This is a genomic window from Paenibacillus radicibacter, assembly GCF_024721995.1.
Taxonomy (GTDB): domain Bacteria; phylum Bacillota; class Bacilli; order Paenibacillales; family NBRC-103111; genus Paenibacillus_AM; species Paenibacillus_AM radicibacter.
This window is the reverse complement of the sequence record NZ_JANQBC010000001.1, coordinates 215,143-241,002: the sequence shown is the minus strand read 5'-3', so window position 1 is coordinate 241,002 and position 25,860 is coordinate 215,143. Positions and strand designations below refer to the sequence as shown.

At 43.1% G+C, this 25,860-nt stretch carries 23 protein-coding genes; 20 read left to right on the top strand and 3 right to left on the bottom strand.

Going from position 1 to position 25,860, the window contains the following annotated elements; translation table 11 throughout:
• The first annotated feature begins 3 nt into the window (after window positions 1-3).
• From NV379_RS01120 to hisC, 4 genes are read left to right on the top strand one after another with little or no spacing between them, the layout of a single operon-like run.
• On the top strand, window positions 4-1,167 hold the full coding sequence (locus NV379_RS01120) for a homogentisate 1,2-dioxygenase (protein WP_258205418.1): 1,164 nt from the start codon (window positions 4-6) through the stop codon (window positions 1,165-1,167).
• A 50-nt stretch (window positions 1,168-1,217) separates the two neighbouring features.
• A complete protein-coding gene (locus tag NV379_RS01115) occupies window positions 1,218-1,937 on the top strand; it encodes a CoA transferase subunit A (RefSeq protein WP_258206191.1) in 720 nt (239 codons plus the stop codon).
• On the top strand, window positions 1,934-2,584 hold the full coding sequence (locus NV379_RS01110) for a 3-oxoacid CoA-transferase subunit B (RefSeq protein WP_258205417.1): 651 nt from the start codon (window positions 1,934-1,936) through the stop codon (window positions 2,582-2,584). Before NV379_RS01115 ends, NV379_RS01110 begins: the two co-directional genes overlap by 4 nt.
• Before the next feature lie 29 nt (window positions 2,585-2,613).
• Window positions 2,614-3,720 (top strand): histidinol-phosphate transaminase, encoded by a 1,107-nt coding sequence (hisC, locus tag NV379_RS01105; protein ID WP_258205416.1) that lies wholly within the window; start codon window positions 2,614-2,616, stop codon window positions 3,718-3,720.
• A 198-nt stretch (window positions 3,721-3,918) separates the two neighbouring features.
• Here the strand turns inward: hisC and NV379_RS01100 are convergent, their stop codons facing one another.
• A complete protein-coding gene (locus NV379_RS01100) occupies window positions 3,919-4,419 on the bottom strand; it encodes a hypothetical protein (RefSeq protein WP_258205415.1) in 501 nt (166 codons plus the stop codon).
• A gap of 185 nt (window positions 4,420-4,604) precedes the next feature.
• Between NV379_RS01100 and NV379_RS01095 the strand changes: the two genes are divergently transcribed.
• From NV379_RS01095 to NV379_RS01080, 4 genes are all read left to right on the top strand, one after another.
• Window positions 4,605-5,498: a TetR/AcrR family transcriptional regulator gene (locus NV379_RS01095; protein WP_258205414.1), complete on the top strand. Its 894-nt coding sequence runs from the start codon at window positions 4,605-4,607 to the stop codon at window positions 5,496-5,498.
• A gap of 33 nt (window positions 5,499-5,531) precedes the next feature.
• Entirely contained in the window at window positions 5,532-8,672 is a 3,141-nt protein-coding gene (locus NV379_RS01090) for an efflux RND transporter permease subunit (protein ID WP_258205413.1), read from the top strand.
• 117 nt (window positions 8,673-8,789) lie between these two features.
• Window positions 8,790-8,888, top strand: coding sequence for a YjcZ family sporulation protein (locus tag NV379_RS01085; protein ID WP_258205412.1), 99 nt, complete (start codon window positions 8,790-8,792; stop codon window positions 8,886-8,888).
• A 155-nt stretch (window positions 8,889-9,043) separates the two neighbouring features.
• A complete protein-coding gene (locus NV379_RS01080) occupies window positions 9,044-9,541 on the top strand; it encodes a DinB family protein (protein WP_258205411.1) in 498 nt (165 codons plus the stop codon).
• A gap of 141 nt (window positions 9,542-9,682) precedes the next feature.
• Here NV379_RS01080 and NV379_RS01075 read toward each other — a convergent pair whose 3' ends face one another.
• Window positions 9,683-10,321, bottom strand: coding sequence for a MarC family protein (locus NV379_RS01075; protein WP_258205410.1), 639 nt, complete (start codon window positions 10,319-10,321; stop codon window positions 9,683-9,685).
• 159 nt (window positions 10,322-10,480) lie between these two features.
• On the opposite strand from NV379_RS01075, the gene NV379_RS01070 reads away from it, so the two are divergent.
• Window positions 10,481-11,950: a nicotinate phosphoribosyltransferase gene (locus NV379_RS01070; RefSeq protein WP_258205409.1), complete on the top strand. Its 1,470-nt coding sequence runs from the start codon at window positions 10,481-10,483 to the stop codon at window positions 11,948-11,950.
• Window positions 11,951-12,045: 95 nt separating this feature from the next.
• A complete protein-coding gene (locus NV379_RS01065) occupies window positions 12,046-13,185 on the top strand; it encodes an FAD-dependent oxidoreductase (RefSeq protein WP_258205408.1) in 1,140 nt (379 codons plus the stop codon).
• 17 nt (window positions 13,186-13,202) lie between these two features.
• Here NV379_RS01065 and NV379_RS01060 read toward each other — a convergent pair whose 3' ends face one another.
• Complete coding sequence (locus tag NV379_RS01060; protein ID WP_258205407.1) at window positions 13,203-13,430, bottom strand: hypothetical protein; 228 nt, start codon at window positions 13,428-13,430, stop codon at window positions 13,203-13,205.
• A gap of 210 nt (window positions 13,431-13,640) precedes the next feature.
• On the opposite strand from NV379_RS01060, the gene NV379_RS01055 reads away from it, so the two are divergent.
• The 10 genes from NV379_RS01055 to NV379_RS01010 all read left to right on the top strand — a co-directional run bounded on the left by NV379_RS01055 (window position 13,641) and on the right by NV379_RS01010 (window position 25,739).
• Entirely contained in the window at window positions 13,641-14,321 is a 681-nt protein-coding gene (locus NV379_RS01055; protein ID WP_258205406.1) for an ABC transporter ATP-binding protein, read from the top strand.
• Window positions 14,322-14,335: 14 nt separating this feature from the next.
• The gene (locus NV379_RS01050) at window positions 14,336-16,780 is read left to right on the top strand and encodes an ABC transporter permease (protein ID WP_258205405.1); all 2,445 of its coding nucleotides are present in this window, start codon (window positions 14,336-14,338) and stop codon (window positions 16,778-16,780) included.
• A 33-nt stretch (window positions 16,781-16,813) separates the two neighbouring features.
• Window positions 16,814-17,506, top strand: coding sequence for a response regulator transcription factor (locus NV379_RS01045; RefSeq protein ID WP_258205404.1), 693 nt, complete (start codon window positions 16,814-16,816; stop codon window positions 17,504-17,506).
• A gap of 5 nt (window positions 17,507-17,511) precedes the next feature.
• Entirely contained in the window at window positions 17,512-18,762 is a 1,251-nt protein-coding gene (locus NV379_RS01040; RefSeq protein WP_258205403.1) for a HAMP domain-containing sensor histidine kinase, read from the top strand.
• Between the two features lie 149 nt (window positions 18,763-18,911).
• Window positions 18,912-19,499 carry a hypothetical protein gene (locus NV379_RS01035; RefSeq protein WP_258205402.1) on the top strand — a complete coding sequence of 196 codons (588 nt, stop codon included), beginning with the start codon at window positions 18,912-18,914 and terminating at the stop codon, window positions 19,497-19,499.
• Between the two features lie 13 nt (window positions 19,500-19,512).
• Window positions 19,513-21,273, top strand: coding sequence for a LytS/YhcK type 5TM receptor domain-containing protein (locus NV379_RS01030; protein WP_258205401.1), 1,761 nt, complete (start codon window positions 19,513-19,515; stop codon window positions 21,271-21,273).
• Window positions 21,270-22,043: a LytR/AlgR family response regulator transcription factor gene (locus tag NV379_RS01025; protein WP_258205400.1), complete on the top strand. Its 774-nt coding sequence runs from the start codon at window positions 21,270-21,272 to the stop codon at window positions 22,041-22,043. The genes NV379_RS01030 and NV379_RS01025 overlap by 4 nt, the downstream gene beginning before the upstream one ends.
• Window positions 22,044-22,225: 182 nt before the next feature.
• A complete protein-coding gene (locus NV379_RS01020; RefSeq protein WP_258205399.1) occupies window positions 22,226-22,537 on the top strand; it encodes a DUF485 domain-containing protein in 312 nt (103 codons plus the stop codon).
• 3 nt (window positions 22,538-22,540) lie between these two features.
• Window positions 22,541-24,061, top strand: a complete 1,521-nt coding sequence (locus NV379_RS01015) for a solute symporter family protein (protein ID WP_258205398.1) — start codon at window positions 22,541-22,543, stop codon at window positions 24,059-24,061.
• A gap of 139 nt (window positions 24,062-24,200) precedes the next feature.
• Window positions 24,201-25,739 (top strand): solute symporter family protein, encoded by a 1,539-nt coding sequence (locus NV379_RS01010; protein ID WP_258205397.1) that lies wholly within the window; start codon window positions 24,201-24,203, stop codon window positions 25,737-25,739.
• Window positions 25,740-25,860: the final 121 nt, after the last annotated feature.

Genomic DNA, 25,860 nt, shown 5'->3' with positions numbered 1-25,860 from the left:
GCTATGACATATTACCGTCAAATGGGCGCTGTACCTATGAAGAGGCATACGACATTTCGCAAAGAAGATGGTTCGTTATATCGTGAGCAAGTGATGGGTACTAAGGGATTCTCAGGGAACCAATCGATTCTGTATCATCATTATCCACCGACAGATGTGAGTCATGCAGAGGTTCATTCGAAAGTGGAGCATGTATATGAGACCCAAGGTGCGCTGCGCCATCGTCACCTATTAACGAGTGAATGTAAGGAAACAGGGGATGCGGTAGCAGGCAGACAGTATATGCTTGGCAATGAGGACCTCATGATCGCAATTGCGAATCCGACAGAAGCAATGGATTACTTTTATCGCAATAGTGACGGGGATGAGTTGCTCTTCGTTCATTACGGCACGGGCAAAGTTGAGACGATGTTCGGGACGCTGCATTATCAGCCAGGTGATTACATTATGATCCCAATTGGCACGATTTATCGTGTGCTGCCAGATGTAGGCGAGTCGAAGATGCTCGTTATTGAGACGACAAGCTGGATTACGACACCGAAGCGTTACCGTAATGGACAGGGGCAGCTCTTAGAACACAGTCCATTCTGTGAGCGTGATTTCCATGGTCCGTCTACCCTTGATACCCACGCTGAACTTGGTGAATTCGAGGTGCGCACGAAGTCTAGAGGTCATATCCATAAGCATATTTTTAATCATCATCCACTTGATGTGGTGGGTTGGGATGGCTACTTATATCCTTGGATATTCAACATTGCCGACTTTGAGCCGATTACAGGTCGTCTGCATATGCCGCCACCGATTCATCAGACATTCGAAGGCAATAACTTCGTCGTCTGCTCATTCGTACCAAGGATGTATGATTATCACCCGAATGCGATCCCAGCACCGTACTTCCATAGCAATGTAGATAGTGATGAAGTACTCTACTATGTGCGGGGCAACTTCATGAGTCGTAAAGGGGTTAAGGAAGGATCGATTACGCTGCATCCATCCGGAATTCCACACGGTCCACACCCAGGCAAGATTGAAGATAGCATTGGGAAAAAGGAAACCTTAGAGCTTGCCGTCATGATCGATACTTTCCGTCCGCTTCATGTTGTAGAGAAAGCACGTACGTATGAAGATGGCAACTACATGTACAGTTGGATCGTAAAGCCGAATTAATTCTTATTATTTAATTTGATGTGGGGGTGCTCCGCTTGGGTCAAAGTAAAATCGTGCATTCATGTGAGGCAGCTGTAGCAGACATCCAAGATGGCGCTACCTTAATTGTTGGGGGATTCGGTCTATGCGGCATCCCGGAGAACAGTATTTTTGCCCTAAGAGACAAAGGGGTTAAGGACTTAACGATCGTTAGCAACAATTGCGGTGTTGACGATTGGGGATTAGGTCTACTCCTTGCAAATAAACAGATAAAGAAGATGGTCTCCTCCTATGTGGGGGAGAACAAAATTTTTGAGCAGCAGTTCCTAAGTGGAGAACTTGAAGTGGAACTTGTGCCGCAAGGAACGCTTGCAGAGCGTATTCGGGCTGGCGGTGCAGGAATTCCGGGCTTTTATACGGCAACGGGTGTAGGAACGGAAATAGCGAAGGGTAAGGAACAAAAGGTGTTTGGCGGTCGTACGTATATTTTGGAAGAAGGCATTGTCGGTGACTTTGCCCTTGTGAAAGCGTGGAAAGCCGATACCCTTGGTAATCTGGTTTATCGTAAAACTTCTCGTAACTTCAATCCACTTGCTGCAACTGCTGGCAGAATTACGATTGCTGAGGTGGAGGAGATTGTCGAAGCGGGTGAGCTAAACCCAGATGAAATCCATACCCCAGGCATTTATGTACAGCAAGTTGTATTAGGCACGTTTTATGAGAAACGAATTGAACGACGCACGGTATTGTCTCGTAAACAAGCTGTAACGGACGGAGGAGATGTGCGATGAGTCAAGATCGTCTTACGATTGTAAATCGGGCCGTACAAGAGATTAAGGATGGTATGTACGTGAATCTAGGAATCGGAATGCCAACGCTTATTGCAGGTATTATTCCTCCAGACTATAACGTGATGCTGCAATCGGAGAATGGACTACTCGGTATTGGTCCTTATCCGACTGAGGGCGATGAAGATCCAGATCTGATTAATGCGGGGAAAGAAACGGTTACAATGATGGTTGGCGGTTCATATTTCGATAGTGCACAGTCATTTGCGATGATACGTGGGGGGCATATTGATCTTGCGATCCTTGGCGGGATGGAAGTGTCTGTTGATGGCGACTTAGCGAACTGGATGATACCTGGCAAGATGGTCAAAGGGATGGGCGGTGCTATGGATCTTGTAAGCGGAGCGAAGCGTATCGTCGTCATTATGGAGCATGTGAACAAGCATGGTGAATCCAAGATCAAGCAGAATTGCACCCTACCCCTAACAGGAAGCAAAGTTGTAAACCGACTCATCACGGAGCTTGCCGTATTTGATTTTACCCAAGAAGGGATGGTTCTGGTTGAAACGCAATCAGGTGTCACTCTCGAACAAGTGAAAGCAAATACAGAAGCAAGCTTTACAGTTAGTTCGACAATCGTTTACAATTAATACCAATTTAAGGCAGGAGGTCATCTCTTATGCAGACGTCAGATCGTATCCCAACGCGTAAAGAAATCGAGAACATTGGGGTTTATACCCCAGGTAAGCCATTGGAAGAAGTAAGAAGAGAGCTTGGAATCACGCATGTTATTAAGCTTGCTTCTAATGAGAATCCGAATGGCTGTTCACCGCTTGTCAAGGAAGCTATTATTCAAGAATTATCGAATGCTGCTCTCTATCCAGAAAGCACGGCACCAGAACTTACGAGCAAGCTTGCCTTGATGCTAGGAGTCCAGCAGGACCAGATCATTACAGGCAATGGTTCGGATGAAATTATTCGTCTGTTAACTCGCAGTTATGTGCGGACAGGGGACGAGGTGATCATGGCAAATGTGACATTCCCTCGCTATGAGACGAATGTTCAAATAGAAGGTGGGATTGTTGTCACGGTTCCGCTTGTGGAAGGTGCGCATGATCTCGAAGAGATGCTTCGTGCGATCAATCATCGGACAAGAATGATCTTCGTCTGTAACCCGAATAACCCGACAGGCACGATTGTTGGGGAGGAAGAGTTGTTAACGTTTATCCAGAAGGTCCCCCCTCACGTGATTCTTGTCATCGATGAAGCGTACTATGAATATGTACAAGACAGCGATTATTTGCAAACGCTGCCGTTGCTTGCTTCGTATCCGAATCTAGTGGTGCTTCGTACTTTCTCTAAAATATATGGATTAGCTTCACTTCGTATGGGCTATGGCATCATGCATCCTACGATCGTTCAATCGCTAATTAAGGTAAAGGAACCGTTCAATACGAATCGGCTAGCTCAAGTTGCGGCGATTGCGTCACTTGATGATGAGGCATTCGTAACCTCATGTGTGCAAGATAATGCAGAAGGTCGTAATTACTTGGAGCAGGAATTAGTCCGAATGGGACTCACGTATTTCCAATCGCATGCGAATTTCTTGATGATTCATATGAATCGCTCTGGACAAGATGTGTTCCAAGGTTTGCTAGCTGAAGGTGTCATCGTGCGCTCAGGAACACTTCTCGGCTATCCAGAGACGATTCGTGTCACGATTGGTACACCGGAAGAGAATAAGGCTTTCATTCAGGCGCTGGAGAAGGTTCTTACTACTGCCTGATAAGAGTGAGTTCAAAAAGTTAAAACGAAAGAGAAAAATGCACTGTAGGATGCTTCCGATGTACTTTTCCTTTGGAAAAGTTGTATCGCCTTTGAAATCGTGAAAATACCATATAATAAATTCATAATTCACAATTGAGAGAGCGACCGGAAGTGCATTTTTCTCTGCAGTGCCCCACTTTTTGACCTCACTCCCCCCTTACAACGAATTCGCAATCGCCATCAAATCTTGCTTCGCATCGCGCGAATCGTTCTTCAGCAGCGTGATTCGGTACGACCAGCCACCTTTTACAAATTTAACCGAGTCGAATAGGTGTTGGTCTTCCATGATTGCCTGTGTGCCGTCTTGCAAAGTGACGGCTTGATCAGCTTCAGGAATCACATGATTACCGTCGAAGGGACGAATAAATATTTTACAACGCTGATTCAATTTATCGTTAACATAATCGAGCTCAAGCTGATCCCCGGCAATGGTTCCCACGCTTTTCGTAATCGTGAATGGGAGGTTGTAGGGATGCGTGAGCTCTTTTCTTTGGAACTTGTCTTTGAACGTCTGTAGAGCTTCTCTAACTGGTTTAGTGATCGGTGTGGGCTCTTCGGTATCGGCATATGCCTGATGAGTAGGAATGGCAGTACATACTAGAATACCAACGGCTGCTAACTGCAATGTTCTGAGAAGGGATTGTTTAAATGTTGTCATGATTGTCTCCTTGTTGTGGTTTTACTTTATATGGAAAATAGTATGGACAAATAAGGCGCTATTTAGAAGGCGTCTTTTGTTTTTTCGAAAATTTGCATATGGAATTAGGCTGTCGTATAATAATTCTGACTCGTGGGTACTCAATCAGAACTCAGTAGTTCTTATCAGTCAGGGAGTGTAATCGGATGGTGCAGGATAAAGTCGCGAAGAAGAAAGAACAAATTTTAATTACCGCAATGAAATTGTTCTCGATGAATGGTTATCACAACACATCCATGCAAGAGATTGCGAAAATATGTGAGATGTCGAAAGGTAGCTTGTATGTACATTTTAAATCGAAGGAAGAGCTCTTCTTTCATATTTTTAAATACTACATACAAATGCTTGATGATCGCTTGCAGGAGATTGATCAAGAGATGGATTTGACCGAGAAGGAGAGAATCGCTGAACTGATCAAAGCGCAACTTACCCTTGTTCTGGAGATGCGAGAGTTCATCATGATGCAGATGCGTGAGAATATTGGCAATGCGAATCACGATGTACAGAGTTTCTTGCATCAGAAGAAGCTTGAAGGGCTGAACTTGATGCATAAGAGACTATTAAACGTGTATGGGGAAGCAGTACGTCCATATGTGTGTGATGTCGCAATGCTTTTCGATGGTATGGTGATGGAATACTTGTCCGCGATGATTATTGCGCAGTTCCCGCTTGAGGTTCAATCGGTATCTCAATTTTTACTCCGACAACTTGATTCGATCGTAGAGACGATGCTGCGAGATCAACCTGAGCCACTCATTAGAGAGGAAGCTTGGGCACAATTGATTGATCGCAAGCTGAGCGAAGAAATTGCGAAACCGCATCCGCTTGTGATGATCAAAGAGATGAAGGATAGTCTCAAGGAGTTAGATCTAGATCGACAGCAGCAGGAAGATGCACTTCAAGCCTTGCTCGTACTGGAAAATGAACTGAAAGAGCTGCAACCTCGAAGGGTTGTCATGCTCGGAATGTTGAACATTCTATGTCAGATTCCAAAGTTGCGAAACACGGCAAATGAACTAAGCGTAATACTGATTAGATAGGCACAAATAGCCTTGGGGAAGGTAGGAGATGGGATGAAAGGAATCATTAATTTTTCATTGAACAACAAGTTCGCAGTGTGGTTACTTACAATCATGATTACGATAGCAGGATTATATGCAGGGCTTAACATGAAGCAGGAGACCCTGCCGAACATTAATGTTCCATTCTTGAGTGTAACAACGGTATATCCAGGTGCAGCACCGGATACAGTTGTTGAGAATGTGACGAAACCGATTGAGCAAAGGCTGAAGAATGTTCAGGGGATTAAGAACTACACAGCAACATCGATGGAGAACGTTTCTTCGATATTCGTGGAGTATGATTACGGACAAAATTTAGACGATGCTATGAATCAAATGCGTGAGGCTTTAGATGCTGTGAAGCTTCCTGATGGAGTGAAAAAGGCAGATATTTCGAAGTTCTCTTTGAACTCTCTGCCTGTCATTTCCATTAGTGCTTCCGGTGGGAAAGATTTAGAAGAGTTGACCAAGATGATGGAAGAGAATGTGAAACCAGCCCTTGAAGGTATTCCCGGTGTAGCTTCTGTGCAAGTTGCAGGTCAATATGTAAAAGAAGTTCAGCTTAAATTCAATAAAGACAAGATGAAGCAGTTGGGCTTAGGCGAAGATATGGTCAAAGGTATTGTTCAAGGTTCCGCGATCAAAGTTCCGCTAGGTATGTTTGAACTAGACAAATCAGATAAGACGGTCGTGATTGATGGCAAGATTACAACGCTTGATGATTTGAAGAATGTTGTCATTCCAGTCATTCCGACAGGTGGTGGACAACAAGCTCCAGGTCAAGTGCCAGCTAATGGTGGGCAGCCTACAAACCAAGTTGGTCAAGGTAACGCACAGCTAGGTGGTCAAGTCTTAGATGGCATGCCAACAGTGAAGCTATCTGAGATTGCAGATATTGAGGTAAAAGGTAAAGCAGAATCCGTCTCCCGTACGAATGGGAAGGAATCCATTGGTATTCAGATCGTAAAGACGAATGATGCCAATACGGTTGAAGTTGTTAATGGTGTTAAAGATGAAATGAAAAAGCTTGGTGACACTTACAAAGACATTCAATTCATCACTTTGATGGACCAAGGTAAGCCGATCGAGGATTCTGTGTCCACGATGTTAAGTAAAGCGGTATTTGGCGCACTATTCGCCGTGTTTATTATTCTTATCTTCTTACGCAACATTCGAATGACATTGATCTCGATTGTCTCGATTCCATTGTCGCTATTAATCGCATTCCTCGTCTTGAAGCAGTTAGATATTACGCTGAATATGATGACGCTTGGTGCGATGACTGTAGCGATTGGTCGTGTCGTGGATGACTCGATTGTTGTTATTGAGAATATTTACCGACGGATGTCACTGCCTGGTGAGAAATTACGTGGTAAGGAACTCATTCGTGAAGCGACACGCGAGATGTTCGCACCGATCTTCTCTTCCACGATTGTTACTATTGCGGTGTTCTTGCCGCTTAGTTTAGTGAGTGGAATGGTTGGCGAATTGTTCTTGCCGTTCGCATTGACAATGGTGTTCTCCCTTCTTGCTTCACTACTTGTTGCGATCACTCTCGTTCCGATGATGGGACATTCGATGTTCAGCAAAGGACTTAAGTCCTCGAAAGTGAAGCATGACGATAAACCGGATAAACTTGCAAGATGGTATCAACGTGTACTAAAGAAGACGCTAAACCACAAACTCATTACGATGGGAATTGCAGTATTGATGCTAATCGGCAGCTTCTTCTTAGTCCCAGTCATTGGGGTTAGCTTTATGCCTGAGCAACAGGAGAAGTACGCTATGTATACGTATAAACCAGCTCCAGGGGATCGTCTGGAAGATGTTGAGAAACAAGCACTTGAAGCAGAGAAAATTATTCTTGCTGAATCGAATGTGACGAACATGCAATATTCGGTTGGTGGTGCGAATCCATTAAGCCCAGGTCCAAGTAAATCGGCATTATTCTATGTTCAATATAAATCAGATACGAAAAACTTTGAGCAAGTAAAAGCAGACCTCTTAAATAGTCTTAAAGAGAAAGTGAATGTGGGCTCATGGGGCGAAATGCAGGATATGGGCGGCATGGGCGGAAGCAAATTCAACCTAAGCGTGTATGGGGAAGATGCGAAGCAAATTCAACCTGTCGTGGATCAAATCGTTGATATTATGAAGAACGATGATTCTTTTGAAAAGGTAGAAACAAGCTTGTCTAAATCGTTTGAGCAGTACACGTTAGTTGCCGATCAAGCGAAGCTAAGTAAGCTTGGACTGACAGCAGGTCAAATGGCAATGGCACTAAGCCCTGTACGTGAACGTCCAACACTTACAGAAGTGGAAGTGGATGGTAAATCGTACAAAGTGTTCATTGAAACAGACAAGACCGAATACAAGTCTATTGAGGACATTGAGAATGTGAAATTGAAATCTCCACTTGGTATGGAAGTTACACTAAAAGACGTTGCGAAAGTGGAAAAAGGAACTTCTCCTAACTCCATTACACGTAATAACGGAAAAATGGTCGTTGATGTAAAAGCGAACATTACAAAAACGGACGTAGTGAAAGCTTCATCCGATTTGCAAAAGAAAGTTGAAGAGCTTCAAAAACCAGCTGGTGTTGAAGTGACATTCGGCGGTGTAACACAACAAATTAATGAGACGTTTACGCAGTTAGGCCTTGCGATGGCGGCAGCTGTTGGCGTGGTGTACTTCGTACTCGTTCTAACATTCGGTGGGGCACTTGCACCATTTGCGATCTTGTTCTCCTTACCATTTGCAATTATTGGAGGACTTGTAGGTCTGTTAATCGCTGGAGAGACGCTAGATGTATCCGGTATGATGGGAGCGCTCATGCTCATCGGAATCGTCGTAACGAACGCGATTGTTCTTATTGACCGTGTTCGCCACAAAGAGCAAGAAGGCTTGTCCACTAGAGAGGCATTACTTGAAGCGGGTGCTACTCGTCTTCGTCCGATCTTGATGACAGCTCTTGCAACGATTGGTGCATTATTACCGCTTGCTTTCGGATTTGAAAGTGCAGGTATGATTTCCAAAGGTTTAGCAGTTACTGTAATTGGTGGTTTAATCAGTTCTACACTGCTTACACTGGTTATCGTCCCAATTGTATATGAATTCTTAGCGAAATATAGAAAAAAAACCGTGCAAGAATAGGCACTAGCACCAAATTCAACTGATTTTTCAGGAACTGAGCTATCATCCATGCCTCACAGGATTTCATTACATATGATGGTCTTGTAATGAATATTGCCTGAAGATGAGGTGAGATATATGTCTGGAGTGCTTGGAATTGGTGGATTCAATAACACTGGCTCTATTTTGGTTCTTTTCATCTTGTTAGTTATTATTAGCTGCACAGTTTGTTTCTAATTTAATCGCTAATGAGGGCGTAAAGGCAATCCATGGGTTGTCTTTACGCTATTTTTTTGTACATAGGAAGATAAAGGATTCTACGATGTAAGCAAGAATATAGAGGTAGGCAATTTATTCCTAAACTTTGCTGTACACGACAGGAGGCTTCCCAATTGTTAAGTTCTAGAAAGTTATTATTGGAACAAATGAATGCTTGTTATAATGAAGAAGGTTGGTTTGCATCCTTTCAGACAGCGCTCGATGGTGTGAATGTAGAGCATGCAACATGGAAAGCAAGTGAGGATACCAATAGTATTTGGGAAATCGTCGAACACATTATTTTCTGGAACGAAAGGTACTTGGATCGATTTAATGGAGTTCCGCTTGAACAGATCGAAATTGTGAATCAGGAAACTTTCAGTCTCAAAGATACCGAGCAGACAGAAGAAGTGTGGCAGAGTCGTGTGGATGCATTAAACACAGCTTTAGCGCAGTGGCATATTGCAGTTAAGACGTGTGAAGAAGCGAAGCTAGACAGTCCTTTTAGCTTGGAATCGGATGAGACATGGATGGAAATACTCTTGCACTCTCCCATCCATATTGCGAACCACATTGGACAAATTGTGTTTATTCGTAAGCTACAAGGTTCTTGGCACAAGGAACGCTGGTAACAACTGGATTGAGCGTTTTCTGTAGATTCTAGTGCTACCATAGCTTACGCTAGATTCATAGAAAAGCTTGGGTTATCGCGATTATTTTTGTAAAATAATTCATGACAAAAGACCGCCAAATCGGCGGTCTTTTCTGTGATTCTAGCTTATTTTCAAAATATCACGAATGATCGGTTTAAGCCCGCTCACTAAGAATTCAATGGCAATTACCATGACGATCAATCCCATAATTCGCATGAGTACATTGTTGCCGGTTTCACCGAGTATATGAATAATCTTGGAAGAGTTCACGAATATCAAGTAAGTGACGTAACAAATAACGAATATGGAGCAGAGCAGAATGACAATCATGCCAATTGAGCTCGCACTTTCCATCAATACGATGGAGTTCGTAATCGCCCCAGGACCGCAGATCATGGGGATCGCAAGAGGTGTGATCGAGATGTCATTCACGTACTTTTTCTTCTCGGAATCTGTAAGTTTCGGTTTAACGAGTCTAGCTTGAAGCATGTCTTGTCCCATAAGGAAGAAGATAACACCGCCAACGACCTTCAGGCTGTCAACCGAGATAGCAAAGAACTTAAACAGCAATTGACCCGTAATCGCAAAAATAACGAGGGTAATGAACGCGACAAAGACCGATTTACGTGCAGTACGTATACGGTTTGTACTCTCCAGATCAGAGGTCATCGTGAGGAAAATGGTCATGACACCTAATGGGTTAATTAATGTGAAGAATGAAGTTAAACATAGAAGTGCAAATGAGAAGTACTCATTCATCGAATCACCTTTCTGCAGCTTACTGCTTGAATATGGCTACTAGCAAAAATCCCTCGTTATTATATCACTTTTGTAGGATATTCGTGTATGGGGAATCACTAGATTGGTCATAATATCGTTACTTTTGACTGTTTTTGTCAGGAAGGCAGGACTATCGTAATGAATAAGCAGTATCCAGATGACAGCATGGCGCTACATACGGACTTATATCAAATTAACATGGCGGAATCGTATTTTGCCGATCAGATACACAATCGCCGCGCGGTGTTCGAATGCTATTTTCGAAAAATGCCCTTTGGGAACGGTTATGCGATGTTTGCTGGACTTGAGCGGCTGGTGGAATACATCCAAAGCTTCCAATTTCAATCAAGCGATTTGGATTATTTGAAAAATGAGCTGGGATACGCCGACGATTACTTGGATTACCTAAGCACGATGAAATTTACTGGGAATATACAAGCGATGCGAGAAGGGGAGTTCATTTTTGCAAATGAACCGATTGTCCGGGTGGAGGGCAACCTAGCAGAAGCACAAATCATTGAAACAGCGTTACTTAATATCATTAATTATCAAACTCTAATAGCAACAAAAGCTTCACGAATTAAGCAGGTCGTTGGTGATCAACGAGCGATGGAATTCGGGACGAGGCGTGCACATGAGATGGATGCGGCCATATGGGGGACGCGCGCTGCTTATATTGGCGGATTCGAGGCGACTAGTAACGTTCGTGCAGGGAAGAAGTTCGGTATACCGGTAGCAGGAACGCATGCGCATTCATTCGTGCAAGCTTATGGAGGCGAGTATGAAGCATTCCATGCATATGCACGCAGGCACCGCGATTGTGTATTCTTAGTCGATACTTACGATACATTGAAATCAGGTGTACCCAATGCGATTCGGGTTGCACAGGAGTTGGGAAGTAAGATCAACTTTGTTGGGATTCGACTAGACAGCGGCGATCTTGCGTATTTATCGAAGGAAGCGCGTCGTATGCTGGATCAAGCTGGATTTACCAAAACTCAGATTATCGCCTCGAATGACTTGGATGAAGGTACAATTATGAACTTACGGATGCAAGGCGCGCGAATCGATGTATGGGGGATCGGAACCAAGCTCATTACCGCGTTTGATCAACCAGCCTTAGGTGCTGTATATAAGATTGTTGCGATTGAAGATGATCAGGGTCAAATGATAGATACGATCAAGATTTCAGGCAATCCCGAGAAGATGTCAACCCCTGGAATGAAGACGCTATACCGAATAATTAACAATATTAACAATCGAACAGAAGGCGATTATCTAGCAATGGCAGATGAAAGGCCGAATGAAGAGGAGCGGATCAAGATGTTCCATCCTACATATACCTCGATAAGCAAGTGGGTAACGAACTTTGAAGCCCGGAAGCTGCTTTCGGACATTTATGTTGATGGCTGCTTGGTATACGAACTACCCGATATTCAAACCATACATCAGTTTGCAAATAATAACATGAATTTACTATGGGATGAATACAAGCGAACCTTAAATCCAGAAGCGTATCCAGTCGATCTATCCCAGAAGTGTTGGGATAACAAAATGCGGGTTATGGAGGAAGTAAAAAGAAAATTAGAAGAAACTCCAAATAATTAATTAATTGCATAAAATTTCTCACTGAAACCAAAGTGAAAGTGCTGTATAGTAGAGCTATACAACTAGATATTTGGGTATGAAAGTGGGTAAAGCTTATGGCAAATCGAGTTGTCATTATTGGAAGCGGAATAGCGGGCTTATCTGCTGCAATTGGGCTTCAAGCGCAAGGGATTGAAGTGAAGCTTTTTGAAAAAGGAAAGGGTCCAAGAACTGCAGGAGTCGGTGTGAATCTGGCACCAAATGCACTATGGGCACTAGATCGATTGGGAATCGGTCATCTCGTGAGGCAAGTGGGTAAGGCATTCAATGAGTTTATCATATATTCTGACAATGGGAAGCAGATTTCTTCACAGCCATTTGACTTCCTTCCGGACTCCATGTACGCGGTGCATCGACTGGACTTGCTGCGAATCTTGCATGATCAAGTTAAGCCAGGTACGATTCAATACGGGATGGAGTATACGAGTTTTGAGCAAAATGAAAACGGTGTCAGTGTATCATTTGCAGATGGGACGCAAGTTCATGCGGATTATGCGCTCTTTGCTGATGGTGCGGGGTCCGATTGTCGAACGAAATTACGACCATCTGCACCGCTTCGTGTTGCAAAATATACATGTTGGCAAGGCGTAACTTCCGCGGATGAACCGTTCGATAATCGTTATCTATTGTCGGAGACGATGGGACCTAAGGGGCGCTTTGGAATTTGCCCACTGGCAAATGGCCAGATATATTGGTACGCTTGTATCAATGGGACTTATAATGAAGAGCAGATTGCGAAGTTTGGGGTTCAAGATCTACTTGAACACTTTGGAGAGTTTCACGCACCGATTCCAGAGGTTATTCGGAAGACGATGCCGCAAGATATGGTGCATAACGACATCTTCGACTTACCAGCGAAACATAAATTTGCCTTCAATCGGATCTTGCTCTTAGGGGATGCAGCACATCCGATCACACCGAATTTGGGACAAGGTGCCTGTCAAGCGCTTGAAGATGCGGCAGTGCTCATGCATTTAATCAAATGTTATTCGGATATGACGCTAGAAGAAGTGTTTGTACTTTTCGAGAAAAAACGCTTGATGAAAATCAAGCTACTTACTCAGATAGCATGGTCCATCGGCAATGTGTCCCAATGGAGTAATCCGCTGTTCTGTACACTGCGTAACTTAGGGATGCAATACTCCCCGCCATTCTTATACAAGCAGCAATTTAAATATATGAGCGAAGTGAGGTAACTGATTCAATAATTTAGTTACCGAACGTCAGAGTTTCTTTCGTCTTCCACAAGTGGGAGGTTAAGATTAAGGATGAGATTGATTGAGTTTTTATCCGTTCCATATAGGATGGAGCAGATATTCGTACGAACCTCAGTAAGCGGGCTGTGTTCTGCTACTGAGGTTACTTTTTTGTTCGCATTTGCTGTTAGAACGATAACAAGAATAAGTACAAGTAAGACGAGACTGGCAATACTTCGTTTCATTATAGACCTCCATAAGTGGTGAATTTATACTTATTTTCTACCATAGGGGTCTTTTAACTGAATAGCATGATCCATCTCTTACAAATTTGTCATTTCCGAAGTCATCTGAAATAATGGCGAATGGTGAGTGGTTCCTCTACAATTGGATATGTTAGGAATAAGACAACGAGAAGAAGTAAGTCTTTACATAAATAGAGCAGGAGGTGCCGTGTGGAAGTCATACGCTTGGAAAATGTGGGTAAAATATTCGGCAAAGGCGATAACGTGGTCACCGCGCTGCGTGATGTTTCATTGACGATTGCCAAAGGGGAAGTCGTTGCAATTGTTGGGGCATCGGGCTCGGGCAAAAGTACGCTTCTACATATTATGGGCGGTTTAGAGCTGCCAACTTCAGGGGTGGTTGAGATTGAAGGAGAGCCGCTTACTACAATGCCAGATGAATCACTTGCAATCTTTCGTCGACGCAAAGTCGGGTTTATTTTTCAATCGTATAACTTAGTGCCGATCTTAAATGTTCGAGAGAATATTGAACTGCCGGTTTTACTTGACCATGAGAAGGTGGATCAAGCCTATTTCCAAGACGTGATTCAATTACTTGGGATTCAGGATAAAGTTCGTGCTTACCCATCAGAATTATCAGGCGGGCAGCAGCAGCGGGTATCTATTGCTCGTGCCCTTATTCATCGTCCTTCCTTCATTCTGGCAGATGAGCCGACGGGGAATTTGGACAGTAAAAAAAGCACTGAGATCATGGAATTGCTTCGAATTACGGCTAAACGCTATAATCAGACACTTGTTATTATTACACACGATCCACGCATTGCTGAGCAAGCTGGTCGAATTATTACCATCGAAGATGGCACAGTAAAGTCTGACCAACCTTACATGTAAGGGGAGAGCACGCTTTGAATCTCTATACGAAATTAACGCTGGATTATTTGCGATACAATAAGCGGCGAACCGCGTTTATCTTAGTTGGTATTATGTTTTCGGTGGGTCTTATTTCATCGATTAGTACTTTTTTCTTTAGTTTTGGAAATGAAATCATTGCACAGACGAAGAGAGATGCAGGTTCGTATCATATCATCGTGAGAAATGCGGAACCTGCGTGGATTGATTATTATCGCAAACATGCGTCCATTGAGAAAGTTGGACTTGTTCATGAAGAGAAGGTGAAATCAAAAAAAGGCAAAGAGTTCATCTTACGTCAAATGGACCCAATAGCTAATGAATTGCTACCGATTGGTATTAAGCAGCAAGTTTCGTCTGAAATAGATGGAATCATGATCGAGAAACGATCACTTATATGGCTAGACAAACAATTAAAGTTAGGTGATCAATTGCAATATGTGACACCCGATCAAGTAACACATTCTGCTCCAATTACAGGGCTGCTTTTACCTAATAATAACTTAGGTCATGGTGATCAACTGTATAATCAATTTTTGTATGCGTATCAACTCTTGCCGACCATTCAAGATACGAAGCATGTAAAGATGTATATGAAATTTAAAAGTCATGTGGAGATGGATAATGAGCTAGAAGGTATCAACCAGTTGGTTGGTAAAGAAAATGTCACCCAAAACTTCCGGTACGTCGGCAATCTTGATATGGGATCAGAATCATGGAGTGAGGCGAGCATACAATTTATTCCAATCTTTTTGGTTGTTATTGTGACATTCGCATTTATCTACGGCACATTTCATATCAGTGTGTCAGAGCGGACACGACATATTGGCATGCTGCGTGCGATGGGCGCGACGAAGAGCAATATTCGAACGATGATGCTTATAGAAGTGTCTATACTAAGTGGCATCGGTATACCACTAGGGTTAATGCTTGGCATATTTGGATTATGGTTTTTCGTATGGCTATACCGGATGATATTCGTATTACAGGAACACTCCTTTTTCCAAATCCAATTTAATACATCATTTTCTGTTATCCTAATAAGTGTAGTCGTTAGCTTGGTTTCTATCTTTGTATCGACTTGGCTACCTACACGTAAGGCGGTTCGAATCTCTCCACTTGCTGGTATCAGGCAGGACAACATGTCTAACAGTCGCTACAAAGGGAGATTTATGGATCGAATATACGCGAAGCTTCTGCGTATTGAGACACTAGTCATCTTGCGCAGCATGTTCCGCAATCGAAGAAGATTTATCGTGACGGTCTTTGCACTTGGGTTTGGGCTTGTGCTCTTTAGTATATTTACTTGCTCGATTTCTCTTATTTCGAAAGACCAGTATAATATACGCAAGAATAGTCCTGATTTTGTACTCTACAACAACGAAAGCAATCGGCAGAAGTTATGGTCATTACAGGAACTGCGAGATATTGAACAAGTTCGAGATACCTATGAACAATTCGGAAGAAGCAGAGTACTCTTCTATCTTCCTTATCATACCGATGTGTTAAGTAAATATCATATAGGCGCCTACACTACGATCGATAGTAAGCCTTACAAAAGTTACTTAAGCACATGGAATTATCTGTCTCCAGAGAATCGTACTTTCTTGAAAAGTAGCCTACGAGAAGGAACGATTCCAACTGCACAGCAAAAAGGCAAGTCCGAGGTCGTGTTATTATTAAATGATGATGTCCAAATTCCAACTCTACATGTAGGAGACGAGATTTTTATACAACGTGAGGAAATAAATGAGGACAAAGCAGCTTCTAATCGAATATCTGAACAAGATTTAGTCAAAGCAAAAATTACTGCGATCGCTCATCATAATACGAGCAGTAGATCACTTGATTTTATCGTCACACCGGAACTGTACAAATTACTGCTCCCTGAATCAGCGAAAGACGTATCGTCTGAGCGAGTTGATGTATTCCTTCACAATCATTCTGAAGAGCAGGTTGTTCTAAATGACATCGAGCAAATAATCGCACAAGATCCGAATTGGGGAATGAATAATATCCTGAAAGATACTCGGAACTACAGGCAAGCAGGTGTGGAGATCTTGATACTCCTGTATGCATTCGTGATTGTAATTCTTATTATCGGAAGTACGAACATGATGAACACAATGGTTATGAACATTCTTATACGCAAGAAAGAGTTTGCGACACTGCGATCCATCGGATTATCCTATCGAAGCCTTCAGCGAATGATTATTAAAGAAGGGATTATATATGGTGTGTTTAGCGCGTTATTCAGTGCAGCAGTCTCGTATTCATTTATCTATGTGACACAAATCTCAAACAGTTTGTCGACAACTTGGATCTTCGTTTCGATCTTACTCATTCCACTTGTTGTGACAATGGGTATTGGATATATATCGGCCAAAATTGCTTTAAGATCGCTTAAAACCGACAACTTGATAACACTACTTAAAGGATAGAAGCTAGGTAAGAGCGATAGAGGAGGAACAATGATGACACAATTATTATTACTTGAAGATGATGAATCCTTAGTATTAGGTCTGGAATTCTCGCTTCAAGCTGAAGGGTATCAAGTTACCCATGCGGGTACAGTTGAAGCTTGTAAACAAGCTCTAGCTGAAGGTGAATTTGATATTGCGATTCTGGATGTAACGTTGCCGGATGGAAATGGTTATGAAGTATGTTCTTATATTCGGGATTTCTCGGATATGCCGATCCTATTCCTAACGGCTATGGATGATGAAGTGAATGTCGTTCTTGGCTTAGATATTGGAGCAGATGATTACTTGACGAAACCTTTCCGTGTTAGGGAACTGTTGTCTCGTATCCGCGCTGTACTGCGTCGTAAAGTGCAGAAGGCAGACGGAACGCTGCTTAAGAGCGGTAATATCATGTTAGACGTAAATCGTGCTTTATTGAAAAAAGAAGATAAAGAAATTCAGCTATCAGCTCAAGAGTACCGCCTACTCCTTATTTTTATGAACAATCCGGAGAAGATTCTAAGTCGTGATGAAATTTTTGAGAAGCTAATGGAAGAAGGCGGTGAATTCTTCGAGGATAACACCTTATCTGTGTACATTAAGCGGCTTCGCGAAAAAATTGAACGCGATGTATCGAAACCTGATTATATTATTACGCAGCGCGGGCTCGGCTATCGTTGGGATCGTCGCGTAACTAGGGAGTAATGTTCATGAAGATCTATGCGAATCCAGAGGTAAAGCGAGGGACATTATGGCTGCTTGTTGTTGTCGTCTTATTAGGTGCTTCCTTAACGATTGGTCTCTGGAAAATTGAGCATTTAATTACTCAAAATTATGTACAAAACAACGCGGCGATTGTGGGGAGCTTGCTCGAGAAGCATCCAAACCTTGAAGCGGATTTGATCCCACTTATCACTAAAGGGATCGATACAGAAGGGGTGGAGCGGGGAGAGGTTCTGCTTAAGCAATATGGTTACGATGCGAAGCTACCTATTACTTTTTTCCCGAGTTTAAATACGATCTGGCAACAGCTATATATGTACTTAGGGGCAGTGCTAGGTGTATTTGTGCTGTTGCTCTTTGCGTTGTTCTTGAAGTTTAGCGGCGGTATTTTTGCTAGAATTCGGGAACTTACGCGATTTGCCAATCATGTGCTCGAAGGGAACTATGGGCTGACTTTGCCTGAGACGAAGGAAGGGGACTTCTCCAAGCTTATTCACAGCTTTAATCGAATGCGTCTGGCTATCCAGCGTAACATTGAGGATTTAGTGAGAGAGAAACAATTTCTCGTGAATCTGATGTCGGATATTTCCCATCAGCTCAAGACACCGCTTGCCTCGTTAACGATGAATCACGATATTCTAGAGGAGCGAGAGCTGACCAAAGAACAGCAAGCAAAGTTCATGACTACGAATCGGCAGCAGCTAGAACGTATGAATTGGCTAATCCAGAGTTTGCTTAAGCTGGCGAAGCTTGATGTGGGAGCAATCGTATTTCAGCGCAAAAGAAGTTCATTAAACCAGACGATCTATGAAAGTGTTGAGATGCTAAGAGGGATTGCCAAGCAAAAAAATGTACAAGTAGTAATAGACGCCAAGCATGAGATGGATATGGAGCATGACAAGGAATGGTTGATGGAAGCACTTACGAATATGATTAAGAATGGAATCGAACATACGGCAAGTGGTGGGCAAGTGTATGTGAGTCTGGAGGAGAACAAATCACTTTATAAGATTCATATTCGGGATGAAGGAGAGGGAATTGCACGCGACGAACTACCCTACATTTTCAATCGATTCTATAAAGGCAAGAAGAATAAGAAGTCGGGATCTGTAGGTATTGGACTTTCGCTGAGTAAGTCGATTGTTGAGGGGCATCACGGGTATATTGATGTGCAAAGTGTAGTGGGCAAAGGGACAGTCTTCACATTTGTTTTCGCCAAAGTTGGTGGCAAATATTAAGTATACTGGAAGTTATTGATTTTATTGTGGGGAAGACATACCATATTTTTATATGGAATGAGTCAATTTCATAATTCTCTTCATTTAAAAATGGGGTGCAGATGTGGATGGCTGCTGAGAGGTATGGTGAGTTGTCTAAATGTACATGCATGTTTATCACAGTACTGACTTCAATTGTATTAACTGGATGTCATCCCACAGAACCAGTGACTGCAGGAACTGATGTAGCTTCTCTTCTGATTGACGCTCCCGATCAAGCCTATCAACAAGAATATAATGATCTTATTCGTTCATTTAGGCGAAAAGACACAATTGAGCTTTCCAGTATATTCACTATTCAGGCATCTATTAAGCTGATAGAACATCAAGCAAGTCCTTATATCGTGTACGGAGTGTCGATTCGGCAGGTTAGGTCTGTAATGAAAGATGTAACATTTAGTTTCATGTTGGAGCCGTCAATGATCGCACGGTTACAAACACCAAAGGTATTTTATACGAATGTGATGGATAAGCGGTCTATTGTACTTGATCCACAAGTAATACATACATATGAGGAGACTCTACCTTTACCATTAGCTCAAGCGAAGCTGGATCCTGCGTTTATGAACGAGTACAGTCAATTGCGTGTGAAAGTAAGCTGGAAAACCGAGGATGGTAAGCTGCATACCTATTATCAATCGTTACGCGGTGTTCCTGCCGCTGAGCTTGAAGACTATTTGAATCAACATAAACTATAGCAGGAGGCGCATTATGGAAGCGCTAACATTACTGCTTTTTGAGCGGATGGGCATCTTGCTCATGGTTGCCTTTATATTGACACGGATACCAATGCTCCGTCAGCTATTGGATCGCAAAATGTCGATTCGAAGTACGATTTACTTCGCTTGCATATTCGGTTTGTTCGGGATATTCGGGACTTATGCAGGGGTTGTCACAGAGAATGGGGTTGTGGCTTCTTCATTTCTAATGTCACCGCTTAGTGATAATCAAGTTATTGCACATTCTGCACTTGTCGGTGTTGTAATTGGTGGTTTGATGGGCGGTCCAATTGTCGGAGTTGGTGCAGGTGTGATAACGGGACTCCATTTATTTGCAATGGGAGGCTTTACTGCCTTAGCGAGTGGAATTGCAGCCCCTTTAACAGGACTTTTAGCAGGTGGTGTTGCAAGATTCTTCTTGCAAGAGAGGGTTATTTCACCTGCAAAAGCCATCTTCATTGGCATGTTTGCGCCGATCTTCCTGATGGCGGTCATTCTTATCGTCGCGCCTGACCCCGAACAAGCAATAGCGCTTGTTGATACAATTGGCATTCCGATGGTACTTACGAATAGCATATCCATTGCGATCTTTACGACGATGCTACGTGTTGTCTTCCGTGAGGAAGAGCGGGCAGCAGCTTATGAGACACAACGCGCGCTTCATATTGCGGAAGCGGCTCTACCTCACTTAAATCAAGGGTTAAACTTTGAATCGGCAGAAGCGATTGCGAAGCTGCTGCTTCGTGAACTCAAGACGGCAGCGGTAGCTATAACTGACAGGGATTCGATTCTTGCTCATGCCGGAATAGGAGCAAATCAACGTAAGCGTGGAGAAAAAATACAGTCAGAGTTATCCCATCTCGCGATACAAACTGGTCAGTTGCAAATTGCAAATAGCCACGAAGAAGTTCAGCCACAGCATCCACTGTTAGGCGCTGCAATCATCGTGCCGATCAAGCAAGTCGGACGAGTTGCTGGACTGATAAAGCTATATTTTAAAAAACCACAGGAGATTCGCTCCGTTGAGATCGTGCTTGCGCAAGGTCTAGGGAAGTTGATCTCGTATCAATTAAGTGCTGCCATGCACGAGAACATGGCTGGCCTCATGAAAGAATCCGAACTGCGCGTACTCCACTCCCAGATTAATCCTCATTTTCTATTCAACACGTTAAATTCTATTGTCTCGCTCATTCGAATTGCACCGGATATGGCAAGGCATATCACCACACAATTGAGTAACTTTATGCGCTTGAACATTAAGATTACAACCTCTCAGAAAATTACCCTTCAACAAGAAATGAGCCATCTTACGGCATATTTGGAAATTATTCAGATCCGGTTTCAAGATCAGATTACGGTTCATGTGGAGTTAGATCCAGATGTTGAAGGATTCATGATTCCACCTGTCACCTTACAACCACTCATTGAAAATTGTGTACAGCATGGACTTAAGAATCGAGTTTCTGGCGGGCAAATTCGTATCATGCTTAAGCGAGTAGATGATCATGTTCAGATTGTTATAGAAGATAACGGAAGCGGGATTACACCAGAGACCGTTCATTTGCTTGGGAACATTCCGATGAGTAGCAGTGAAGGCAATGGAATTGGAGTGTACAACGTGAATCAACGTCTAATTGGCTTGTTCGGTGACGAATCTAAGCTCAGAATTGAAAATCGTGAAGAAGGAGGAAGTCGCTTCACATTCCGTATCCCTCTATTTATAGATGAACGTCAAAGGAGAGTTTCAGGTTGAAGAAGATCAAGGTCATGATTGCTGAAGATGAGTGGTTGGCACGTAAAGAACTTCGATTTTTGCTTGAACAAGAAGAAGATTTGGAATTGCTTCCTGATGCTTCGAATGGGACAGAACTATTGGAGTTCGTGGATAAATGGGAACCGAATATTATATTTATGGATATTCATATGCCTGAACTCGATGGAATGGGGGCAGCGCGATTGTTGCAATCAGCTGCAAGTCAGGCACTTATTGCATTTACGACCGCACATGATGATTACGCCGTTGAAGCATTTGGACTTAATGCCGTGGATTATTTACTGAAGCCTTACAGCCATGAGCGTTTGAAGGAAACACTTACTCGTATTCGTAAGAATTTAGTGACGCAGGATGCACAAGCAGGTGGAGTTGTTTCCAAAAAATCATTATCCACTCTGAAAACAGGTAAATGGAGTAAACTCCTGATTACTGACGGTGAGAAGCATGTGTTGCTTGATCCAGAGACCATTCTATATGCGGAAATCGAAGAGAAGACGACTCATATTTATACGTCGAGCCAGCAAGCCTACACAACGAAGATGAGTCTGAATGACTTGGAACATAAACTCGCCGAGTATCCATTCTTCCGGCCACACCGCAGTTTCCTTGTGAATTTGAATCAGATAGAAGAGATTGTGCCGTGGTTCAATGGTGCATTCAACATTATCCTTAAACATGATAAACGCGCTCAAATCCCAGTGTCTAGAGAAATGGCAAAGGAGTTGTTTCGACTGCTGAAGGAGGGGTGAAAATAACCGGAAGTCGTACTTATATTCGTAGCGGCTATATTTACATTCCACCCTCCGACGCTTCACGCACCATAACTAACGTTTCGCGCCATTTCGCGTACAAGAAAATTCTTTTTGCATATAATCGATCTGAAGCGCTTACATATTAGGTCTTACTTACCAACCATTTAGGAGGATCGATAATGAGCTCAAAAAGCAAATCGATTGCGTACGAAGAAGTGGAAAAATCCAAGAAGTTTAAAGCTCTCATTTCCAACAAGAAACGGTTCATGATCCCGATGACGATCTTCTTCCTGTTATTTTATTTCGCACTGCCGATCCTGACTTCGTACACGAAAGTACTTAATAACCCTGCGATTGGACCGATTTCATGGGCGTGGGTGTTCGCATTCGGTCAATTTGTGATGACTTGGGTACTATGCATCATCTACTCCCGCAAGGCGAAGCAATTTGACCGTCAAATCGAAGAAATCAAGTCGGAAGTGGGGGCATAAACGATGAGTACAACCGCATTAGTCTTGTTTCTAGCTATTATTGTATTAACAATTGTCATTACGTACTATGCAGCGAAGAAAACGAAAAGCTCTGGTGAATTTTATACCGGTGGAGGCGGGTTAACGGGTTGGCAGAACGGACTTGCAATCGCAGGGGATTATATGTCTGCAGCGTCATTCCTCGGTATCGCAGGATCGATTGCTTTATCTGGATTTGATGGATTCTTCTACAGTATCGGGTTCCTTGTAGCATACCTCGTGGTGCTCTATCTGGTCGCTGAACCACTTCGTAATCTTGGAAAATATACGATGGCAGACATGATCGCAGCTCGTTTTGATAAACCAAGGGTTCGTGGAGTTGCGGCGCTGAATACGATTACGATCTCCATTTTCTATATGATTGCACAGCTAGTAGGTGCTGGTGCCCTGATCAAACTCTTATTCCATATTGATTATGCGACATCAGTACTAATCGTAGGTGTCTTGATGACGTTCTATGTTGTTCTTGGCGGTATGAGAGCGACGAGCTGGGTTCAAATTACGAAGGCCGTCTTACTTATGGGTGGAACACTCGTCCTGTCAATCATTGTACTTTCCAAATTCAACTTTAGTATTACGGAGATGTTCAATCATCTAAAGACTGCGACTCCACTTGGAGAAGCATTCCTCAATCCGGGAAATAAATATAAAGTACCGATTGAAACCCTTTCGCTTAACCTTGCACTTGTGCTTGGTACAGCAGGGTTGCCGCACATTCTCACTCGTTTCTATACAGTTAAGGATGCGATTACTGCTAGAAGTTCCGTTGTCTATGCAACGTGGATTATCGGGATCTTCTACGTGATGACCTTGTTCCTTGGATTCGGTGCAGCTGCATTCGTAGGTGCAACGAACATTACGGAAATCGATAAAGCAGGGAACATGGCGGCGCCTCTTCTTGCTAAAGCTCTAGGTGGAGATTTCTTGTTCGCCTTCATCTGTGCGGTTGCGTTTGCAACCATCCTTGCCGTAGTAACAGGCTTGGTGCTTGCTGCTGCAAGTGCGTTCTCACATGACTTCTATGGTCAAATCGTGCGTAAAGGCAAAGCGACGGATAAAGAAGAATTGAAAGTTGCACGTTATGCTTCTTTCGGAGTTGCGATTGTATCGATTGTTCTTGCACTCTTCGCCCAAAAGCTCAATGTTGCGTTCCTCGTATCCATTGCCTTTGCAGTTGCAGCTAGTGCGAATTTACCCGTTATTATTTATACCGTTTATTGGAAAAGATTTAATACAACCGGCGCAATCACCGGTATGCTATGCGGACTATTAAGCTGCATCATCATCGTGGCACTTAGTCCGAATGTCTGGGGTGAACCGGGCAAAGCGATTCTAGTAGGTTCCCCGCTTATTAACTTAGCGAATCCAGGAATAGTGTCGATTCCACTTGGTTTCTTGGGTGCATTTATCGGTACACTGCTATCCAGCAGTAAAGACGATGCCAAGTACTCCGAAATTAAAGTAAAAGCGACAACTGGCTTGTAAAATAGCCCTTTTAAGAGCAAAAGCATGTAGAACGTCTCCGAATGAGACTTCTTGCATGTTTTTGCTCTTTTTTATCCTAATTTGTGGTAATCTTCAAGTATATGAGGTTCATGTCCATGTGGAAGGAAACGAATGTAGGATGAATATAACGGCTTTTGTATTTTTTCTGGCAGTCGTCATTGGAACACTAGTTATTACCTATCACTCTGCAAAACGAACGATGAATACCCATGATTTTTATGTGGCAGGCAATCGGTTAACAGGGTTACAGAACGGGCTTGCGATTTCTGGAGACTATATGAGCGCGGCATCCTTTTTAGGCGTAACCGGACTTATTGCGATTTATGGGTTTGATGGATTTTTCTATTCCATTGGTTTTCTTGCTTCCTATGTCATTGTGCTGTATTGGATTGCTGAACCACTTCACAATTTGGGTCGATATACGATGGCCGATGCTGTCGCTGTTCGTTTCGATGCGAAGAGTTTACGTGGATGGATCGCGATGAATAACATTTTGATTACAATTTTCTATATGATTGCACAGTTGGTGGGCGCAGGCGGAATTATCCACCTATTGCTCGATATGAATTACTCCACGGCCATTCTTGTGGTTGGTGTTTTAATGACAATCTATGTTGGTTTTGGCGGGATGCTCGCGACTTCATGGGTACAGATTATTAAGGCGATTATTCTGGTATGCAGTACGTTTATGGTCAGTCTGATGGTACTGTCACGGTTCGATTGGAATGTTATTGACCTGTTTAATCATGTATCAAAGATTACAACGTCAGAGAATGGATTCTTGCACCCGGGCAACTTCTTCTCTGGACCTTTGGATACACTGTCATTTAACTTGTCCTTAGTGCTCGGTACGGCGGGTCTACCTCATATTATATCTCGATTCTATACGGTCAAAGACACGCAAGTTGTCCGTTCATCGATCGTAATTGCGACTTGGGTGATGGGTGCTTTCTATATCATGACGATATTCCTGGGCTTCGGGGCGGCGGCATTCGTGGAGAGATCCCTACTCATTGGTGAAGACAATATGGCGGCTACTTTACTTGCGAAAGAGCTTGGTGGAGAGTTCTGGATGGCGTTTATTGCGGCGGTGGCATTTGCGACGATCTTGGCGGTTGTGTCGGGCTTAGTTCTTGCGGCATCCTCTGCTTTCTCACATGACATTTACAGTATCTTTTTGAAAAAGGGTCAATTGACTGAAGGGGAACAAATGTCGGTTGCGAAGTATTCTGCGGTTATCGTTGGGTTCTTGTCGATTGTACTCGCTTTAGGTGCGAGTAAGTTGAATGTAGCATTCCTTGTATCTTTCGCATTTGCGATCGCGGCATCAGCGAATTTACCTGTGCTTCTGTTAACGATGTATTGGCGCAAGTTCACGACGGCAGGGGCAATTATAGGGCTGCTTACAGGATTAATCTCTTCGATATTGTTCGTGATCTTAAGTCCGAATGTCATGAATCCAGTTAACGGATGGATTCAGCACGAAGCTCTTTTTCCACTTAAAAATCCAGGTGTTGTCTCTATTCCCCTTGGTTTTCTTGGAGGTATCGTAGGAAGTTTATTGACGGCTAGAAGCAGTAGTCGGGGTTATTATTCGAAAATGATCGTTCAGTCGCAACTTGCAACTGCAAATGATGATCATATTCTTGAAAAATAGACACATATGCAAGTCATAATCAAGCTTCATGGACAGTTTCTTGCAAGATAGCCGTAATTTCCATTGGTATGAGATTTGCATGATGCTTATGACGGTCAAAAAGCCTAAGTAAGCGAGGTGG

Excerpts from the sequence above, each read along its gene's own strand:
- NV379_RS01065 (WP_258205408.1), top strand. The coding sequence starts at position 12,046 with ATGGCAAATCGAGTTGTCATTATTGGAAGCGGAATAGCGGGCTTATCT.
- NV379_RS01015 (WP_258205398.1), top strand. The coding sequence starts at position 22,541 with ATGAGTACAACCGCATTAGTCTTGTTTCTAGCTATTATTGTATTAACA.
- hisC (WP_258205416.1), top strand. The coding sequence starts at position 2,614 with ATGCAGACGTCAGATCGTATCCCAACGCGTAAAGAAATCGAGAACATT.
- NV379_RS01090 (WP_258205413.1), top strand. The coding sequence starts at position 5,532 with ATGAAAGGAATCATTAATTTTTCATTGAACAACAAGTTCGCAGTGTGG.
- NV379_RS01120 (WP_258205418.1), top strand. The coding sequence starts at position 4 with ATGACATATTACCGTCAAATGGGCGCTGTACCTATGAAGAGGCATACG.
- NV379_RS01060 (WP_258205407.1), bottom strand. The coding sequence starts at position 13,430 with ATGAAACGAAGTATTGCCAGTCTCGTCTTACTTGTACTTATTCTTGTT.
- NV379_RS01100 (WP_258205415.1), bottom strand. The coding sequence starts at position 4,419 with ATGACAACATTTAAACAATCCCTTCTCAGAACATTGCAGTTAGCAGCC.
- NV379_RS01020 (WP_258205399.1), top strand. The coding sequence starts at position 22,226 with ATGAGCTCAAAAAGCAAATCGATTGCGTACGAAGAAGTGGAAAAATCC.
- NV379_RS01075 (WP_258205410.1), bottom strand. The coding sequence starts at position 10,321 with ATGAATGAGTACTTCTCATTTGCACTTCTATGTTTAACTTCATTCTTC.
- NV379_RS01010 (WP_258205397.1), top strand. The coding sequence starts at position 24,201 with ATGAATATAACGGCTTTTGTATTTTTTCTGGCAGTCGTCATTGGAACA.
- NV379_RS01040 (WP_258205403.1), top strand. The coding sequence starts at position 17,512 with ATGAAGATCTATGCGAATCCAGAGGTAAAGCGAGGGACATTATGGCTG.
- NV379_RS01035 (WP_258205402.1), top strand. The coding sequence starts at position 18,912 with ATGTTTATCACAGTACTGACTTCAATTGTATTAACTGGATGTCATCCC.
- NV379_RS01085 (WP_258205412.1), top strand. The coding sequence starts at position 8,790 with ATGTCTGGAGTGCTTGGAATTGGTGGATTCAATAACACTGGCTCTATT.
- NV379_RS01045 (WP_258205404.1), top strand. The coding sequence starts at position 16,814 with ATGACACAATTATTATTACTTGAAGATGATGAATCCTTAGTATTAGGT.
- NV379_RS01095 (WP_258205414.1), top strand. The coding sequence starts at position 4,605 with ATGGTGCAGGATAAAGTCGCGAAGAAGAAAGAACAAATTTTAATTACC.
- NV379_RS01110 (WP_258205417.1), top strand. The coding sequence starts at position 1,934 with ATGAGTCAAGATCGTCTTACGATTGTAAATCGGGCCGTACAAGAGATT.
- NV379_RS01070 (WP_258205409.1), top strand. The coding sequence starts at position 10,481 with ATGAATAAGCAGTATCCAGATGACAGCATGGCGCTACATACGGACTTA.
- NV379_RS01030 (WP_258205401.1), top strand. The coding sequence starts at position 19,513 with ATGGAAGCGCTAACATTACTGCTTTTTGAGCGGATGGGCATCTTGCTC.